Source organism: Ornithinimicrobium panacihumi (genome assembly GCF_052073805.1).
Lineage (GTDB): Bacteria > Actinomycetota > Actinomycetes > Actinomycetales > Dermatophilaceae > Ornithinicoccus > Ornithinicoccus panacihumi.
Genome location: NZ_JBQGWG010000003.1, coordinates 30,429 through 45,787 on the forward strand (window position 1 = coordinate 30,429; position 15,359 = coordinate 45,787).

Annotated in this window: 14 protein-coding genes; 8 read left to right on the forward strand and 6 right to left on the reverse strand. The window is 72.7% G+C overall.

The annotated features are described in order from the left end of the window. The first annotated feature begins 23 nt into the window (after window positions 1-23). Genes ACTMMA_RS04000 through ACTMMA_RS04010 form a run of 3 tightly spaced genes read left to right on the forward strand, consistent with a single transcriptional unit; the run spans window position 24 to window position 3,177 of the window. Window positions 24-284, forward strand: coding sequence for an antitoxin (locus ACTMMA_RS04000; protein ID WP_441188805.1), 261 nt, complete (start codon window positions 24-26; stop codon window positions 282-284). Beyond that, entirely contained in the window at window positions 281-703 is a 423-nt protein-coding gene (locus tag ACTMMA_RS04005; RefSeq protein WP_441188806.1) for a TA system VapC family ribonuclease toxin, read from the forward strand. Before ACTMMA_RS04000 ends, ACTMMA_RS04005 begins: the two co-directional genes overlap by 4 nt. Beyond that, a complete protein-coding gene (locus ACTMMA_RS04010) occupies window positions 700-3,177 on the forward strand; it encodes an excinuclease ABC subunit UvrA (protein ID WP_441189081.1) in 2,478 nt (825 codons plus the stop codon). Before ACTMMA_RS04005 ends, ACTMMA_RS04010 begins: the two co-directional genes overlap by 4 nt. A gap of 10 nt (window positions 3,178-3,187) precedes the next feature. Here the strand turns inward: ACTMMA_RS04010 and ACTMMA_RS04015 are convergent, their stop codons facing one another. Further along, window positions 3,188-4,441 (reverse strand): MFS transporter, encoded by a 1,254-nt coding sequence (locus tag ACTMMA_RS04015; protein ID WP_441188807.1) that lies wholly within the window; start codon window positions 4,439-4,441, stop codon window positions 3,188-3,190. A gap of 103 nt (window positions 4,442-4,544) precedes the next feature. Here ACTMMA_RS04015 and ACTMMA_RS04020 point away from each other — a divergent pair, with 103 nt between their 5' ends. Genes ACTMMA_RS04020 through ACTMMA_RS04035 form a run of 4 tightly spaced genes read left to right on the forward strand, consistent with a single transcriptional unit; the run spans window position 4,545 to window position 8,335 of the window. Beyond that, a complete protein-coding gene (locus ACTMMA_RS04020; protein WP_441188808.1) occupies window positions 4,545-5,480 on the forward strand; it encodes a patatin-like phospholipase family protein in 936 nt (311 codons plus the stop codon). A 56-nt stretch (window positions 5,481-5,536) separates the two neighbouring features. Beyond that, on the forward strand, window positions 5,537-6,793 hold the full coding sequence (locus ACTMMA_RS04025) for a glycosyltransferase (protein ID WP_441188809.1): 1,257 nt from the start codon (window positions 5,537-5,539) through the stop codon (window positions 6,791-6,793). Between the two features lie 9 nt (window positions 6,794-6,802). Beyond that, window positions 6,803-7,021 carry a hypothetical protein gene (locus ACTMMA_RS04030; RefSeq protein ID WP_441188810.1) on the forward strand — a complete coding sequence of 73 codons (219 nt, stop codon included), beginning with the start codon at window positions 6,803-6,805 and terminating at the stop codon, window positions 7,019-7,021. Window positions 7,022-7,030: 9 nt separating this feature from the next. After that, entirely contained in the window at window positions 7,031-8,335 is a 1,305-nt protein-coding gene (locus ACTMMA_RS04035) for a PQQ-dependent sugar dehydrogenase (RefSeq protein ID WP_441188811.1), read from the forward strand. Window positions 8,336-8,344: 9 nt separating this feature from the next. Here ACTMMA_RS04035 and ACTMMA_RS04040 read toward each other — a convergent pair whose 3' ends face one another. Next, entirely contained in the window at window positions 8,345-8,845 is a 501-nt protein-coding gene (locus ACTMMA_RS04040; RefSeq protein ID WP_441188812.1) for a hotdog fold domain-containing protein, read from the reverse strand. Between the two features lie 87 nt (window positions 8,846-8,932). Between ACTMMA_RS04040 and deoD the strand changes: the two genes are divergently transcribed. After that, complete coding sequence (deoD, locus tag ACTMMA_RS04045) at window positions 8,933-9,652, forward strand: purine-nucleoside phosphorylase (protein WP_441188813.1); 720 nt, start codon at window positions 8,933-8,935, stop codon at window positions 9,650-9,652. Window positions 9,653-9,763: 111 nt separating this feature from the next. On the opposite strand, the gene ACTMMA_RS04050 is transcribed toward deoD, so the two are convergent. The 4 genes from ACTMMA_RS04050 to paaN all read right to left on the reverse strand — a co-directional run bounded on the left by ACTMMA_RS04050 (window position 9,764) and on the right by paaN (window position 15,293). Beyond that, window positions 9,764-10,795, reverse strand: coding sequence for an alpha/beta fold hydrolase (locus ACTMMA_RS04050; protein ID WP_441188814.1), 1,032 nt, complete (start codon window positions 10,793-10,795; stop codon window positions 9,764-9,766). Between the two features lie 93 nt (window positions 10,796-10,888). Further along, a complete protein-coding gene (locus ACTMMA_RS04055; RefSeq protein ID WP_441188815.1) occupies window positions 10,889-12,667 on the reverse strand; it encodes a substrate-binding domain-containing protein in 1,779 nt (592 codons plus the stop codon). Between the two features lie 55 nt (window positions 12,668-12,722). Then, the gene (locus ACTMMA_RS04060) at window positions 12,723-13,571 is read right to left on the reverse strand and encodes an NUDIX hydrolase (RefSeq protein WP_441188816.1); all 849 of its coding nucleotides are present in this window, start codon (window positions 13,569-13,571) and stop codon (window positions 12,723-12,725) included. A gap of 18 nt (window positions 13,572-13,589) precedes the next feature. Continuing rightward, the gene (gene paaN / locus ACTMMA_RS04065; protein WP_441188817.1) at window positions 13,590-15,293 is read right to left on the reverse strand and encodes a phenylacetic acid degradation protein PaaN; all 1,704 of its coding nucleotides are present in this window, start codon (window positions 15,291-15,293) and stop codon (window positions 13,590-13,592) included. Window positions 15,294-15,359 lie beyond the last annotated feature (66 nt).

A 15,359-nucleotide genomic window follows, 5' to 3' on the forward strand; every position in this document is an offset into this window, starting at 1 on the left:
CATCATGATGCTAGTCTGTGGTGATGTCACGGACTACCGTCACCCTGGACAGCGACGTAGAGGCGCAGCTGCAGCGACTCATGCATGAGCACGGCATCACCTTCAAGGCTGCGCTCAACCAGACGCTCCGGCGCGGACTGGACCTTGTTCACGGCCCGGCCGTCACGGTCGAGGTGCCCGTCCACGACCTGGGCCACCCGTCGCTCGACCTCACGCACGCCCTTCGCATTGCTGCCGACCTGGAAGACGAGGAGATCGCCCGCGAGCTCGAGGTCGGTCGGTGAGGATCGTCGATGCCAACCTCCTGATCTATGCGGTCAACCGTGCGGCACGCCAGCACGAGGCTGCCCACGGCTGGTTGCAGGCGGCGCTCGGGAACCCTGAACCTCTCGGTCTCCCGAGCGTGTCTTGGTTGGCTTTCCTCCGCATCACTACCAGACCTCGGCTGCTAGAACGGCCCCTCAGCGTGGAGCAGGCCACAGCCATCGTCGAGTCATGGTTGTCCCTCCCTCATGTCGTCGACCCGCCAGCACCACCAGGGCACGCAGCAACCGTAGGACGTCTGCTTCGCGAGGCGGGGACTGGGGGCAATCTCGTCCCCGACGCACATCTGGCAGCGCTGGCCCTGCACCATCGGTGCCCAGTGGTGACTTTCGATCGTGATCTGGAGAGGCTCGGGGTGAAGGTGGAGGTGCCGTCCTGACCACCGACTCCCAGATCCAGGTCCGGGGCGCGCGGCTGCACAACCTGCGGGACGTCGACGTCGACCTGCCCCGCGACGCGCTCGTGGCCATCACCGGGATCTCCGGGTCGGGCAAGTCCAGCCTGGCCTTCGGGACGATCCACGGGGAGGCGCAGCGGCGCTATCTCGACTCCGTGGCACCCTTCGCCCGCCGCCTCATCCACGCCGCAGTCGACCCGCAGGTGCGGGACGTGCGCGGCCTCCCGCCGACGGTCGCGCTGGAGCAGGGACGGGGCGGTGGCACCTCGAGCCGATCCAGCGTGGGCACGGTCACCACCGCGGGCAGCACCCTGCGGATGCTGTGGTCCCGCTGCGGCAGCTATCCGGAGGGCGTCGCCCCGATGGACTCCGACCACTTCTCGCCCAACACCGCGGTCGGCTCGTGCCCGGAGTGCGGCGGCCTCGGCGTCCGGCACACCCCGACCGAGGCCTCGATGGTCCCCGATCCCTCCCTGTCGATCGCGGAGGGGGCCGTCGCGGCGTGGCCGGGTGCCTGGCTGGGCAAGAACTACCGCGACATCGTCGCCACGCTCGGGCACGACGTCGACCTGCCCTGGCGCGAGCTGCCCGCCGCGACCCGCGAGTGGATCCTCTTCACCGACGAGCAACCGGTCGTGACGGTCGTGCCGACCCGCGACCCGGAGCGCATCCAGCGCCCCTACCAGGGGACCTTCTCCTCCGCGGCCCGCTACGTGCGTCGCACGCTGGCGGAGACGAAGTCACCCACCCAGCGACGACGCGCTCTGCGGTATGTGGAGTCTCACCCCTGCCCCGCCTGCTCCGGTCGGCGCCTGCGCGCCGAGGCCCTGGCGGTGACCTGGTCGGGCCTGGCGATCGACGAGGCGTCCGCGCAACCGGTCCACCGCCTGCTCCCCACGCTGGATGAGCGGCGCACGGCGCTCGTCACCGCCCTCGGGGCGACGGGCCAGGAGGCGTTGGACGCCGGTCGAGAGGCGGAGCGGGTGCTCCTGGACGACCTGGCCGGCCGCCTGGCGCTCATGGTCGATCTGGGCCTGGGGCATCTCTCGCTGGACCGGCCCACCGCCAGCGTCTCCTCCGGCGAGCTGCAGCGGCTCCGGCTGGCCACTGCGCTGCGGTCCGGGCTGTTCGGCGTGGTCTACGTGCTGGACGAGCCCTCCGCCGGGCTCCACCCGCGGGACACCGACCAGCTCGTCGCTCTCCTGCGAGGACTCGTCGCCGCGGGCAACACGGTGATCGTCGTCGAGCACGACATGGACGTCGTGGCGCAGTGCGACTGGGTCGTCGATGTCGGCCCGGGCGCCGGCGAGGGCGGCGGCCGCATCCTCTGGTCGGGCCCGCTGGACGGCCTGGCCGAGGTCGAGGAGTCCGTCACGGCGCGCTACCTGCGCCGCCCGGTCCACCCCGAGGAGATCCGTCCGGTCGGCGCGCCGCCACGACCGGGCACCGGCATCGTCCACCTGACCGGTCTGAGCCGGCACACCGTCCGCGACGCCGCCCTCGACCTCCACCTGGGGATGCTCACGGTCGTGACCGGTGTCTCCGGGTCAGGCAAGACCAGCCTGCTCGACACCATCCACGACGTCGTCGGCGAGCAGCTGGCCCGGGTCGAGGACAGCGACGAGCAGATGGACGACCATGTCGACGACTCGGGGGACGGCCAGATCGACGACCCGAACGGCGCCGCGGGCGGACGGGTCGAGGCGGAGGGGGACGGCATACCGTCCCGGGTCGTGCGGATCACCCAGAAGCCGATCGGACGCTCCCCGCGGTCGACGCTGGCGACCTACACCGGGCTGTGGGACCACGTGCGCAAGGCCTTCGCCACGACGGAGGAGGCCAGGGACCGACGGTTCACGGCGAGCCGGTTCAGCTTCAACACCGCCGCCGGACGCTGCCCGACCTGCCAGGGAGAGGGCGCGGTCTCGGTGGAGCTGCTCTTCCTGCCGGGCACCTACTCGATGTGCCCCGACTGCCACGGCGACCGCTTCGGGCCGGAGACGCTCGAGGTCCGGTGGCAGGGACGCACCGTGGCAGACCTCTTGCGGCTCACCGTGTCCGAGGCCATCGAGGTGCTCACCGACCTCCCCGCCGCCAGGCGTGCGGTGGTCGCGCTCGAGGCGCTGGGCCTGGGCTACCTGACCCTCGGCCAGCCGGCGACCGAGCTGTCCGGCGGCGAGGCGCAGCGGATCAAGCTGGCGACCGAGCTGCAGAAGGAGCGCCGCTCTCCCACCCTCTACGTGATGGACGAGCCCACCTCCGGGCTGCACCCGGCCGACGCCCACCGGCTCCTGGCCCAGCTGCACACCCTGGTCGACGCCGGCCACACGGTCGTCCTGGCCGAGCACGACCCGGCGGCGGTGGCCACCGCCGACGTCGTGGTCGAGATGGGACCCGGGGCCGGGGAGGCCGGTGGGCGGATCGTGTCGGTCAGACCCGCCCCGGAGCGGGCCTGATCGACCCGGCTCACGCGCGGGTCGGATCTCCAGCGCCGGGCGCGCCACCTGCGGCGACCCCCCGCCAGGGCGCGGCCGCCGCGGTCAGCAGCACACCCACGGCCGTGACCAGGATGAGGATCCGGTAGTCCACCGTCGTGATCACCGCGGCCGCCGCCAGGGTGGCGAGCGTCTGGGGCAGGTTGAGCGCGAGATTCATCGCAGCCGCCGTGCGTCCCTGCAGGTGGGCCGGGGTGAGCCGCTGCCGCAGCGTCACGTAGGCCACCACCACCCAGGTCGCGGCGAACCCGGCCAGGAAGAGCGCGCCGAGGGCGGCGACCAGGTGCGCGACGAGCAGCAGGGAGCCCGCCCCACCGAGGAGCAGCATGCCCAGCGAGAGCACCCGCACCTCCCCCCACGCGCCGATCGCCCTGGCCGCCGTCAGCCCGCCCAGGACCGCCCCGACCCCCTGCACGCTGACGAGCACGCCGAGGGCGCTGGCCGGCACGCCCAGCCCCTTCTCCATGTAGGGGAAGATCGCCGCGTTGACGACGCCGACGGCCCCGAAACCCACGGCCAGCAGCAGGGTCAACCGGCCCAGCGGCGGCGTCCGCGCCAGGTGCCGGAAGCCGGCGGCCAGCTCGTCCCACCAGTGACCCAGCTCCTCCTTGGGCTGCGGCGGGGTCTCCTGCACCCGCAGCGTCGTCAGCACGATCCCGGCGACGGCGAAGGTCACCGCGACGAAGACGGCGACCGCGTGCGGACCGATCGCCACGTAGAGGCCGGCACCGATGAGCGGGGCGACCAGCCGGAAGCCCTGGTCGACGGTGGTGAGCAGCCCGTTGCCGGAGGCGAGCGCGTCGTCGGGCAGCAGGTCGCGCACCAGCCCCGCCTGCGCGGACGCCGTCAGGTAGGCGATCGCCGAGTAGACCAGGGTCACCGCATACAGGAGCCAGACGTCCTCGGCCCGCTCGACGAGGAGCAGGACGAGCACGACCGCCCCGACGCCGACGTTCGACACCGCGAGCAGCAGCCGCCGGGAGACGCGGTCGGCCAGCTGGCCGAAGAACGGGGCGAGCAGGGCGGGGAAGCCCATGAGGGCGAAGGTCGTCGCGGCGGCCGCGTCGCTGCCGGTCAGGTCCTTGACCCAGATCGCCAGGACCAGGAAGAGCGTGCTGTCGGCCAGGTTGGTCACGACCCAGGCCAGGGTCAGCCGCGGGAACCCCGGATAGCTCCACGCGGCCGGGCGGCGCCCGGCCCCTGCGGGCGCCTGCTCTGCGGTCATGAGCGCACTGTATGCGCCGGTGGGTCTGCACCACCGCAGAATTTCTGCGCGAAGGTCATGGTGAGTTTCTACCGCATCCGTCACCACCGCATACGCTGACGGTGTGAGCCAGCCCGAGCACGAGCCGGACCCGCAGGAGCAGACGACCGGAGGCGGACCCATCGAGCCCACGGTGCGCGGCACCGCCCTGGTCTTCGAGGGCGGAGGGATGCGCGCCTCATACACCTCCGGCCTGCTGGTCGCCCTGCTCCAGGAGGACCTGCACCTGGACTGGGTCGGCGGCATCTCGGCCGGCTCGAGCAACACCGCCAACTACCTCTCGCGCGACGCCTGGCGCGCGCGGCACAGCTTCACCGACTTCGCCTCCGACCCGCGCTTCGGCGACTGGCGGACCTTCGTGCGGGGGCAGGGGCTGTTCAACGCGCAGTACATCTACGAGGAGACGAGCCTGCCCGACCAGGCCCTCCCCTACGACTGGGACACCTTCTCCCGCAGCACGACCCGCTTCCGGATCGGCGCCTTCAACGCCACCCGCGGGGAGCAGGTGCACTGGGGCCGGCAGGACGTCGCGACGCTGCGCGACCTCATGGTGCGGGTGCGGGCGTCCTCGACCATGCCCGTGCTCATGCCCCCGGTGACGATCGACGACGAGATCTACGTCGACGGGGCCCTCGGGCCGGCGGGCGGCATCCCGATCGACGCGGCGCGGGCGGACGGCTACGAGAAGTTCCTCGTGGTGCTGACGCGGCCGCGGGACTACGTCAAGGCCGCGACGCGCAACGACTGGGCGCTGCGGCGCTGGTTCCGGTCGCTGCCCGCGGTCGCGGACGCGCTGCGCGAGCGGCCTGGCCGCTACAACGCGACCCGGGAGGAGCTGTGGGAGCTGGAGCGCTCCGGGCAGGCCTATCTCTTCGTGCCCGAGCAGATGCCGGTCGGCAACGGGGAGAAGAACGTGGCCCGGCTCGCCGCCTCCCACGAGGCCGGGCTGGCCCAGGCGCGCCGGGAGCTGCCCGCGATCCGGGAGTTCCTGGGGCTCTGATGGCCCTCCGCCGCCCCTGACGAGCCGGGAGCCGCCGGGTAGGCAAGACTGGAGCGATGCGCATCGCGATGCTGGCCGCCGGCACCAGGGGTGACTACCAACCCCTCCTTGCCGTCGGACGGGGGCTGATGGAGCAGGGGCACGAGGTGGGCGTCACCGCCACCTCGGACTATGTCGACTTCGTGGCGGCCGCCGGACTGCGGGCCGAGGAGATCCCCGGCGACGCGATGCGGACCTATCGCGAGGAGATCGTGGCGCGGATGCCGCCGGACCTCGAGGGCCAGATGGACATGCTGGCCGTCGTCGCCCGGCTGATGGCGCCCGCCGTCGCCGGGACGATGCGGGACCTGTGGCCGCGCTACGACGGCTTCGTCTCGACCGCGCTGACCGCGACCTGGGCGGGCCTGTTCGGCGCCGAGCCACGGCCCAACGTGCTGATGATGTATGTCCCCGCCCTGCCCACCATCTGGGGCGACGCGAGCCTCTACTCCGTCGAGGAGGGTCGCTCGCTCCGCAACCTGACCGCCGGGCTGCGCACCATGCGCAACGCGACCCGGATGATCTCCCCCGCCGAGGGCGAGCTGCTCTCGGTCGGCCTGACCCACCGCGACCGACGCCGCGCCCTGCGCCAGGTGATGCTGGCGCCCACCTTCATCGCCAACACCCCGCAGGTCATCACCCCCCGCCGGGTCTCGGGGCGTCGCGTGCGGTGCGCCGGCTATCCCTTCCCGGAGCTGGCGGCGGGGACGACGCTGGCGCCGGAGGTCGAGGACTTCCTCTCCGCCGGCGACCCGCCCGTCTTCGTCGGCCTCGGCTCCCACACCCTGCCCGCGGTGCGCGATCCCATGCGCCATGCCGTGGACGCCGCCCTGGAGCTGGGGCACCGGGCGGTGGTCATGCGCGGCTCGGGGCTGGAGGACGAGGGACGGTATGACGCTCGCGTCGCCTTCGTCGGTGACGTCCCGCACGAGCTTCTCTTCCCCCGCACCTCCGTGATCGTCCAGCACTGCGGCGCCGGGACGACCGCCCAGGCGCTGCGCTCCGGCCGGCCGCAGGTGGGCGTGCCCTTCATCACCGACCAGCCCTTCTTCGCCCGTCGGCTGCACGAGATCGGTGTGGCGGCGGCGCCGGTGCCCTCCCGGGAGGCGGGCAGCCCCATGGGGATCGCCCTCCTCAAGGCGGCGATCGAGCAGGCGCTGCGGCCCTCGGTCGTGGCGCGCGCCGCCGAGGTGGGCGCCGCGATGCGCGCCGAGGACGGTGTCGGCGGTTGCGTCCGCGAGGTGGAACGGGCCTTGTCCCGGCGCTCTGCTTGAATGCGTGGCATGGCTGACGACAAGAGGTCGATGACCAGGACCTCCTCCTTGGCGACCGGGATCGTGCTGGTGCTGCTCTCCATGCTCTGGTTCGGCGGACGGTTCGCGCTGCTGGGCGAGCAGTGGCGCACCGGCTGGCCGGGGCTCGTGCTGTGGGGTCTGGCCTGGGCGTGCCTGGCCGGCGGCGCGTGGCTGCTGGCCCGCGCGGTGTGGCCGGACCGGTCCTAGGGTTGGGTCATGAAGGCGTTCACCGCACTGGTCGCCGCCTCGGGTTTCGCGCTGGTGCTCGCCGGCTGTTCCGGCCAGCCTGACGGGCCCGCCGGCCCCGCCTCCTCGCAGGCAGCTCCTGCGACGACGAATGTGCCCACCCCGAAGACCACAGAGACCGCTGGCGAGACGGCTGGCGGGGCGGCTGGCGAGACGGGCACCACTCCTGCGGCGGGTGACGACGCCACCACCGACGGCGCCGCGACGCAGGGACCCAGCGCCTCCGACGCCGTCCCGGTCCTGTCGGTCGAGGTGGTCATGGACGGGCTCGACATCCCGTGGGACGTGCAGCTCCTCCCCGACGGCACTCCCCTCGTGACCGAACGGCCAGGCCGGCTCGTGACCCTGGGGGCTGACGGCGGGCAGGTCGAGGTGGACGTCGACCTGTCCGAGGTCGTGGCCGACGGCGAGGGCGGCCTGATGGGGCTGGCGATCTCGCCCGGCTTCGAGCAGGACCGCACCTTCTTCCTGTGCCACGCCTCGGACGCCGGCGGTGCCACCGACGTGCGCGTGACCCGCTGGACCCTCACCGACGACGGGCTCGGCGCCAGCGCCGACGGAGTGGTGGTGGAGGGCATGCCCTACACGACCGGGCGGCACAGCGGCTGCCGCCTGATCTTCACCCCCGACGGTGACCTGCTCGTGGGCACCGGCGACGTCGCCGACGACGTCAACCCCCAGGACCTCACCTCCCTGGGCGGCAAGGTGCTGCTGGTGACGACCGAGGGCGAGCCGGTCGACGCGGACGGCTACGTCGAGGGGGCCGACCCGAGGATCCTGACCTACGGCCACCGCAACGTGCAGGGCCTGGCGCTCCAGCCCGGAACCGACGCCATCTGGGAGGTGGAGCACGGGCCGGACGTCGACGACGAGGTCAACGTGCTCCGGCCCGGGGCCAACTACGGCTGGAATCCCGGCCCCGGCTATGACGAGGGGATGCCGATGACCGACCTCGACACCTTCCCCGACGCCGTCGAGGCGGCCTGGTCCAGCGGCGATCCGACGCACGCCACGAGCGGGGCCGTCTTCCTGGACGGCCCGCAGTGGGGGGCCTGGGACGGGGCGCTGGCGGTGGCCGAGCTCAAGGGCAGCGGCGTCACCGTGATGACCGTCGACGGCGAGGAGATCGTGGACGAGGTGCGGGTGCCCGAGCTCGACGGCTCGCACGGCAGGCTGCGCTCGCTCACCCTCGACGCCGGCGGCGCCCTGTGGGTGACGACCTCCAACGGCGGCGACGACGTCGTGCTGCGGGTCACCGCGGACACGGACGGCTGACCCCGGCGCCTACTTCTTGGGCGAGACGCGGATCGTGATGACCGCGGTGATCGGCTCCGCCCCCGCCCCGTCGACGAACCGGATGTGCACCGGCAGGTCGGTCCCCGACGTGATCGTCGTGAAGTCCGGCACCTCCTCCAGCTCGGCGGTCACGGTGAGCCCGCCGGTGGCCTTCGTCGGGTAGGCCGTCGTCATCCCCACCGGGATCCAACGGTGGGTGGGCGGCACGGTGGCCTCCGCCACCATCCCCATGGCCAGCTCGGCCAGGTTGCACGCCGCGATCACGTGGAAAGTCCCGATGTGGTTGGTGTTGCCCCACCACAACGGCCCGGTCACCACGGCCCGCCCCGGTCCCATCTCCACCACGTGCGGCAAGGCTGTGCGGAAGTAGGGCGCCTTCAGGCTCACCGCCGCGGTGAAGATCCGGGAGCCGAACGGCACCGCGGCCAGCTTCTTCCAGAGCCGGAGGGTGGCGGTGTCCGCCGTGCGGGTGATGGTGTCCTGGGCCATGGACGCGATGCTACTCAGGGCCCTTCGCCCTTCCCTCGCGCGCAGGTGACGGGCAGAGGTGGTGCGTGACCGCATACCCTGAAGAGCGTGAGCATCCACATCGCCGCCCAGCCCGGCCAGATCGCCCCCCGCATCCTCCTGCCCGGAGATCCCCTGCGCGCCAGGTGGATCGCCGACACCTTCCTCGAGGACGCCGAGTGCTACACCGAGATCCGCGGGATGCTCGGCTTCACCGGCACCTTCCGGGGGGAGCGGATCTCCGTCCAGGGCACGGGTATGGGGCAGCCGTCCGCCTCGATCTACGTCAACGAGCTGATCAACGAGTATGACGTCCAGCAGCTCGTGCGGGTCGGCTCCTGCGGCGCGCTGACCGACCGGCTCAAGGTCCGCGACGTGGTCATCGCCAAGGCTGCGGCGACCGACAGCTCGATGAACACCCACCGTTTCCAGGGCTACCACTATCCGGCGACCGCCGACTTCGCGCTGCTGCGCGCCGCGGTCGAGGCGGCCGAGGAGAGCCTGACCGAGCACCTCGTGACGACCGTCTTCAGCTCAGACAGCTTCTACCACTCGCGGCCCGAGCTGACCCAGAACGTCGTGGCCTACGGCGTCGACGCGGTCGAGATGGAGGCCGCGGAGATCTACACCCTCGCGGCCAAGGCCGGTCGTCAGGCGCTGGCGATCTGCACCGTGTCCGACCACGTCGTCACCGGCGAGGAGACCACCGCCGAGGAGCGTGAGCAGACCTTCGAGGAGATGGTCGCGATCGCGCTGGAGGCGATGCTGGCCACCCCGCTGCCCGACTGACGGGCGCCGCACGACCGGGCGGCTGGTCGCGACCGGGTGACAACATGTCGGTCCGACCGCGGCCCTGACCGTGTCCACGCCCGGGGTCCCGGCTCAGCCGCGCAGGAAGCCTCAGCCGCGCAGGAACTCCCGCACCTCGCGGGCGAAACGCTCCGGCTGCTCCAGGTGCGGGCTGTGGCCCACACCCTCGTAGACGACCTCGGTCACCTCGCCGCCACCAGCCTCCAGGACGGCACGCAGCTGGGAGACCATCGGCTGGGTCGGGCAGACGTCTTCGCCGGGGTAGCCGGGCACCGCGCCGAGCTTGCCGAGCTGGGCCAGGTCGAACATCGAGGTGTCGGAGACGATCTGGTCCTCGTCCCCGCGGATCCACAGCACCGGCGGCGGGGCGTCGAGGTCGGAGAAGGCGGCCTGGTTCAGATACTTGGGTGACAGGGCGTTGTTCATGCCCGTCGTGCCGGGGGCGACGCCGGGCCAGTTGTCCGAGGGGGTGAGGTCGCCGGGGTAGATGTCCTCCCCAACCGAGGTCTTGAGCATGCCGTCCAGGTAGCGCTGCTCGACCTCGGGCTCGAAGGTGAAGCCGGGCTTGACGTAGAAGGCACGCAGCGTGGTCAGCGGGCTCGTCGGCTCCTCGCCGCGGTCACCGGCCGCCAGGGCCTGGCAGAACTGCGGGTTGGCGGTGCCGCCGCCGGACCCGGCGAAGTCCTCGGCGATCGGGCGGCCGTCCAGGCCGGCGCTGCCGCCGAAGCCGAACGGGCTGCCACCCGCCTCGAGCACCAGGCGACGGACCCGCTCGGGGTGGTCGATGGCGACCTGGAGCACGACATTGCCGCCGGCCGACCAGCCGAGCAGGTCGACGGGGTCGGTGATCTCCAGCGCGTCGAGCAGGGCCACGACGTCGTCGGAGAGGTCACGCATCCCCCGGGTGGCGTCGATCGGCCTGCGCTCGGAGTCGCCGTAGCCGCGGAAGTCGGGGGCGATCACCCGGAAGTCGGTGGCCAGCTGCTCCATCAGCGCGTCGAAGAAGACGCCGCTGGAGACGTTGCCGTGGACGAGCACCAGGACGGGTGCGGACGGATCACCGGCCTCCCGCACGTGCGTGGCGAGACGGTCGGTCTGGACGGTGCGGGCCTCGATGCTCATGGGCGCATCCTGCCAGCCCGCGGCCCCGTCCGCGCGGAGTGCGGACCGGGGCCGGGACCGGCCGGTCCGGCGGGACCGGCCCGCTGCGCGCCGTCAGGCGGCGCGGCGCGCCACCACGTCAACGAAGACCTGCGGGAGCTGGGTCGGGTCGCGCAGGACCAGGGACTGGCCCCCGGCGGCCTTGGCCAGGCGCTCCAGCGCATCCTCGTCCGGCTCGTCGCCCATGCCGATGAGCACGACGGTGACCTCGTGCTCGGCCTCCGCACGCGCCTTCTCCAGGCGCTCGATGACCTGCTTCTCCGAGAGCCCGCCGGGCGGGTCGTCGTTGATGCCGTCGGTGAGCAGCACGATCGAGGCGATCGAGTCGGGGCTGGCCTCGGCGGACATCTCCTGGTAGGCCGCCCAGAGCGCGTCGTGCAGCCCCGTGTCGCCGGTGAGCGCGTCCACGGTCAGCTTCTCGGTCTCGGCCAGGAGCACGTCCTTCTGGGTGACCCCGCTGCGGACCTCGGCGTTGAGGGCGCGCAGCGGCACCTGCTCCTCCCAGTCCTTGTCACCGTCGAGCTCGGTGGCGAAGTACCACAGGCCGATGGCGGTCTGCTCCGGCAGCACCGACAGGGCGGTCTGGGCGGCGGCCCGGGTCAGGTCGACCCTGGTCGAGTCGCCCACGGGGGCGTCCATCGAGCCGGAGATGTCGATCAGGGTCAGGATCCGCGACTGCGGACCGATGACCGCCCACCGTGCGGCGAGGGCGGTCGCCACGGCGGGATCGCTCCCCCGGGCCTCGGCGGTCACGCCCTCGGGGACGCCGGGCACGGCCGGGGCCTCCCCGTCGGTGCCCTTGCGCAGCCAGGCGTCGGCGAGGTCCTGGGCGGCCTCGTCGGAGGTGAGGGCCTCCTCCAGCGCGTCCAGCGCGGGAGCGGAGGCGCCGTCGCCGACGCGGACGAAGGGCATCTCCACGACGCCGATGCCGCCCTTGAGCGGGACGCCCCGCAAGTCGTCCTCACCGGCGGCGCCGAGCTGCTGCTCGGTGGCGGGGACGAGGGTCGTGGCGCCGGTCGCGGACAGCGGGTCGCCCTGGACCGCGGTCTGGGCCAGGCTCACCATGAGGTTGCTCGCGGAGCTGCCGGGCTCGGCCGCGGCCAGCTGAGCCCCGACCGTGCTCAGCATCGCCATGCTGGCGGGGTCGACGCGGGGGTCTCCCACCCGGAGCTGGACCTGGGCGTCGGGCCGGGCCCCGCCGACCTCCTGGTAGGCCGCCATCAGGCCGGCCCAGTCTGTGTCCGCACCCACGCCCAGCTCCCCGAGCTTGTCGACCAGTCCCTCGCGCCCGGCCAGCAGCACCGGGCTCGAGGCGATGACCTCGCCGACCTCGAGCTGCACGTCGCACTCGGCCAGCAGCTGCGGCCAGGCGGTCGAGTCGGCCAGCCACACGTCGGGCTGGTCGCCGCCGCGCAGCGCGGACTGGGCGGCGGCCGACTCACGGGTGACCAGGTCGTAGGTGAAGCAGTCGTCGGTGGCGCGCTGGGCGGCGGCCTGGGCCGTGGAGGCCAGGGCGGGCGCGACCCAGACGGTCACGGCCCCGCAGTCGGCAGGGTCGATGCCCGCGGCACCCGTCGAGTCCGCGGAGTCGGAGCCGGTGGCGGAGGCGGAGTCCCCGTTGCCCGTGGCCGCCGCCTCGTCCCCGGCGCCGTCGGTCTGCCCGACGGAGGCCTGGTCGGTGCCGTCGCCGGTGCCGTCCGCGACGTCGTCGCCACCGCCACGGGTCAGCAGCTGGTAGACGCCCGCCGCGCCCGCGATGAGCAGCAGGGCCAGGAGTGCCAGTCCGATCTTCTGCCCCCACGAGACCTGTGCGGGAGCGCTGTGCTTAGCCACGAGGGCAACCTAGCCGACATCTGAGGTGACCGGGGAGTTCACTTGTCCGCTTCGCCTAGGGGATCCGGGCCACTCCGTCCTCGCAGAAGAGGGGTCGGGGCAGGCTCGTGAGGTCGTGCTCGTGCAGGGTCGTGAGCAGCCGGTGGACGTAGGGAGCAACCCGCTCGGCGGCCTCCTCCAGCGTCACCCAGTGGACCGCGGCGAGCTCGCTGCGCTGCAGCGTGAGGTGTTCCAGCAGGTCCGGATGGGTCCCCAGGTCGAAGACCAGCAGCAGCGCGTCACGCCACTGCCGGTAGGGCGGCAGCCAGTTGACCGCGACCAGATCGCCGACCGGCAGCTCCAGGCCCCACTCCTCCCGGATCTCCCGCGCCAAGGACTCCACCGGCGACTCGGCGGGGTCGGCCACACCTCCGACCAGGTCCCACTCCTTCTTGTAGACCAGCTCGCACAGGGCGAACCTGCCCCGCCCGTCACGCACCAGCCCTTGCACGATGAGCCGCTTGAGCGGCAGCGTGGCATCGAGCATGCCGATGAAGGCCGGCCGGGTCCCCGGCTCCGGGTCGTCGGCCAGCCGGGCGAAACGTCGCAGGTCGAGGGGTATGGGGCGCCCGTCACCTTCCCGCGCTACTGTGGCCGAGATGGCCCGGCCCCGCCCTCGCGCGATCCCCTCGGGCCGCAGCGCGGCGCGCTGCAGGACCCGGCGGGTCGGGACGTCGTCGGCCGCGATCTCCGCCTCGACCCGGTGGTGACCCTCGGCGAAGGCCGCCTCCACCAGCTCGGCCACGACCGCGATCGCCGCGGCCTCGTCGGGCGGCAGCAGGTCCAGGCCGGTCAGTGCAGCCACGCCGGGCGCGACCTCGACCCACCCCGGACGTGAGTCGTCCGCGGACTGGAGAGGCTGCATACCGGGAAGAGCCGTTGCTCAGACGTGCCGGCGGGAGGTGATCACCCGGAAGCGTCCCGCCACGAAGGCCGCGTCGGCGTAAGCCGCGTTGGCCGCCGGGTTGGCCCCGGTGCCGTGGAAGTCGGAGAAGGCTGCGGTCTGGTTGACGAAGATCTGGCCGGTGAGGTTCTCCGAGAGCGCCACGCCGGCGTCGGCGGCAGCCTCGCGGGTCGCCTCCAGCACCTCCTCGTCGGTGGAGTAGACCGCGGCGGTCATGGCTCCGTGCTCCTGGACGGTCTCGGTGAGACGGCGCAGGGACTCCGCGGTGTCCTGGGTCTGGATGACGAAGGCGACCGGGCCGAAGCACTCCTGGGTGTAGGCCCGCCCGTTGCCGGCGTCGACCGAGATCAGGGCGGGCGTGCGGACCACGGCGTCGGGATAGCTGGGGTGGGTCACGGCGCGGGAGTCGAGCACGACGTCGCCGCCGAGCTGCGATGCCAGGGCCGGGATGTCGGTCGCGCGGCCGCGGACGTCGTCGTTGACCGTGGCGCCGAGGATCTCCACGGCGCGGGCGTCGTCGGCGTTGAACTTCGTGATCGCCTCGCCGAGCTTGCCGGCGAAGTCCTCCGCGGACAGGTGCCCCTGGTCGGTGTCGACGCCGGTGGCGGGGACGTAGACATTCTGCGGGGCGGTGCACATCTGGCCCGAGTAGAGGGAGAAGGAGAAGGCGAGGTTGCCCAGCATGCCGCGCAGGTCGTCGGTGGAGTCGACGACGACGGTGTTGAGCCCGGCCTTCTCGGTGTAGACGAGCTTGCCGGCGTTGGCCGCCTCGGTCTCGAGCCAGTGCCCGAAGCCGGGGCCGCCGGTGTAGTCGATGATCTTGATGCCGGGGTGGAGGGCGAGGTCCCTGGCCACGGTGCCGCCGTCGTCCTCGGCCGCGAGCTGGATGAGGGCCTTGTCGAAGCCGGCCTCGGCGAAGACGTCCCGGGCGATGGCGACCGTCAGCGCCAGGGGCAGCACCGCGCGCGGGTGGGGCTTGACGATGACCGGGTTGCCGGTGGCGAGGCTGGCGAAGATGCCGGGATAGGCGTTCCACGTCGGGAAGGTGTTGCAGCCGATGACCAGCGCGACGCCGCGGGGGACGATGCGGTAGTCCTTCTGCATCCGGATCGGGTCGCCCTTGGCCGGCTTCTCCCAGGTGACCGAGGCGGGGATGCGGCGCTGCTCCTCGAGCGCGACGACGATCGCCTCCAGCGCGCGGTCCTGGGCGTGCGGGCCGCCGGCCTGGAAGGACATCACGAAGGGCTGGCCGCTGGTGTGCATGACCGCGTGGGCCATCTCGTGCGAGCGCTTGTTGATGCGCTCGACGACCTCGGTCAGGACGCCGGCGCGGACCTCGGCACCGGCATCGCGCCAGGCCGGGATCGCGGCCTGCGCGGCCTCGACGGCGGCGTCGACGTCGAGCTGCGGGTAGGTCACGCCCAGGGTCGGGCCGTAGGGGCTGACCTCGGAGCCGACGGCCGCGCCGGTGGTCGGCTGGTCGGCGAGGGCGTCGAAGGCCTTGTTGAGGACCGCCTCGTGGGCGGCCTGCCCGTCCTGCGGCGCGGTCTCGCCGTAGACCCGGGGGCTCGGCGACTCCGGATAGCGGCTGTAGTAGCTGCGCTCGCGCAGCGCCGTGGTGGCCGCGTCCAGGGTCTCGCGGTGGGACTCCAGGAACGGGTGCGTCGGTGCGGTCTCGGACATGGCGCCAGCCTAACGACGGCCACCGACCATCTCTCCCCGGGCCGCGTCAGCGCTGGTCGTGCTGGG

Coding starts and splice junctions, on each gene's coding strand:
- ACTMMA_RS04000 (WP_441188805.1), top strand. CDS start 24: ATGTCACGGACTACCGTCACCCTGGACAGCGACGTAGAGGCGCAGCTG.
- ACTMMA_RS04015 (WP_441188807.1), bottom strand. CDS start 4,441: ATGACCGCAGAGCAGGCGCCCGCAGGGGCCGGGCGCCGCCCGGCCGCG.
- ACTMMA_RS04025 (WP_441188809.1), top strand. CDS start 5,537: ATGCGCATCGCGATGCTGGCCGCCGGCACCAGGGGTGACTACCAACCC.
- ACTMMA_RS04030 (WP_441188810.1), top strand. CDS start 6,803: ATGGCTGACGACAAGAGGTCGATGACCAGGACCTCCTCCTTGGCGACC.
- ACTMMA_RS04035 (WP_441188811.1), top strand. CDS start 7,031: ATGAAGGCGTTCACCGCACTGGTCGCCGCCTCGGGTTTCGCGCTGGTG.
- ACTMMA_RS04040 (WP_441188812.1), bottom strand. CDS start 8,845: ATGGCCCAGGACACCATCACCCGCACGGCGGACACCGCCACCCTCCGG.
- ACTMMA_RS04050 (WP_441188814.1), bottom strand. CDS start 10,795: ATGAGCATCGAGGCCCGCACCGTCCAGACCGACCGTCTCGCCACGCAC.
- ACTMMA_RS04060 (WP_441188816.1), bottom strand. CDS start 13,571: ATGCAGCCTCTCCAGTCCGCGGACGACTCACGTCCGGGGTGGGTCGAG.
- paaN (WP_441188817.1), bottom strand. CDS start 15,293: ATGTCCGAGACCGCACCGACGCACCCGTTCCTGGAGTCCCACCGCGAG.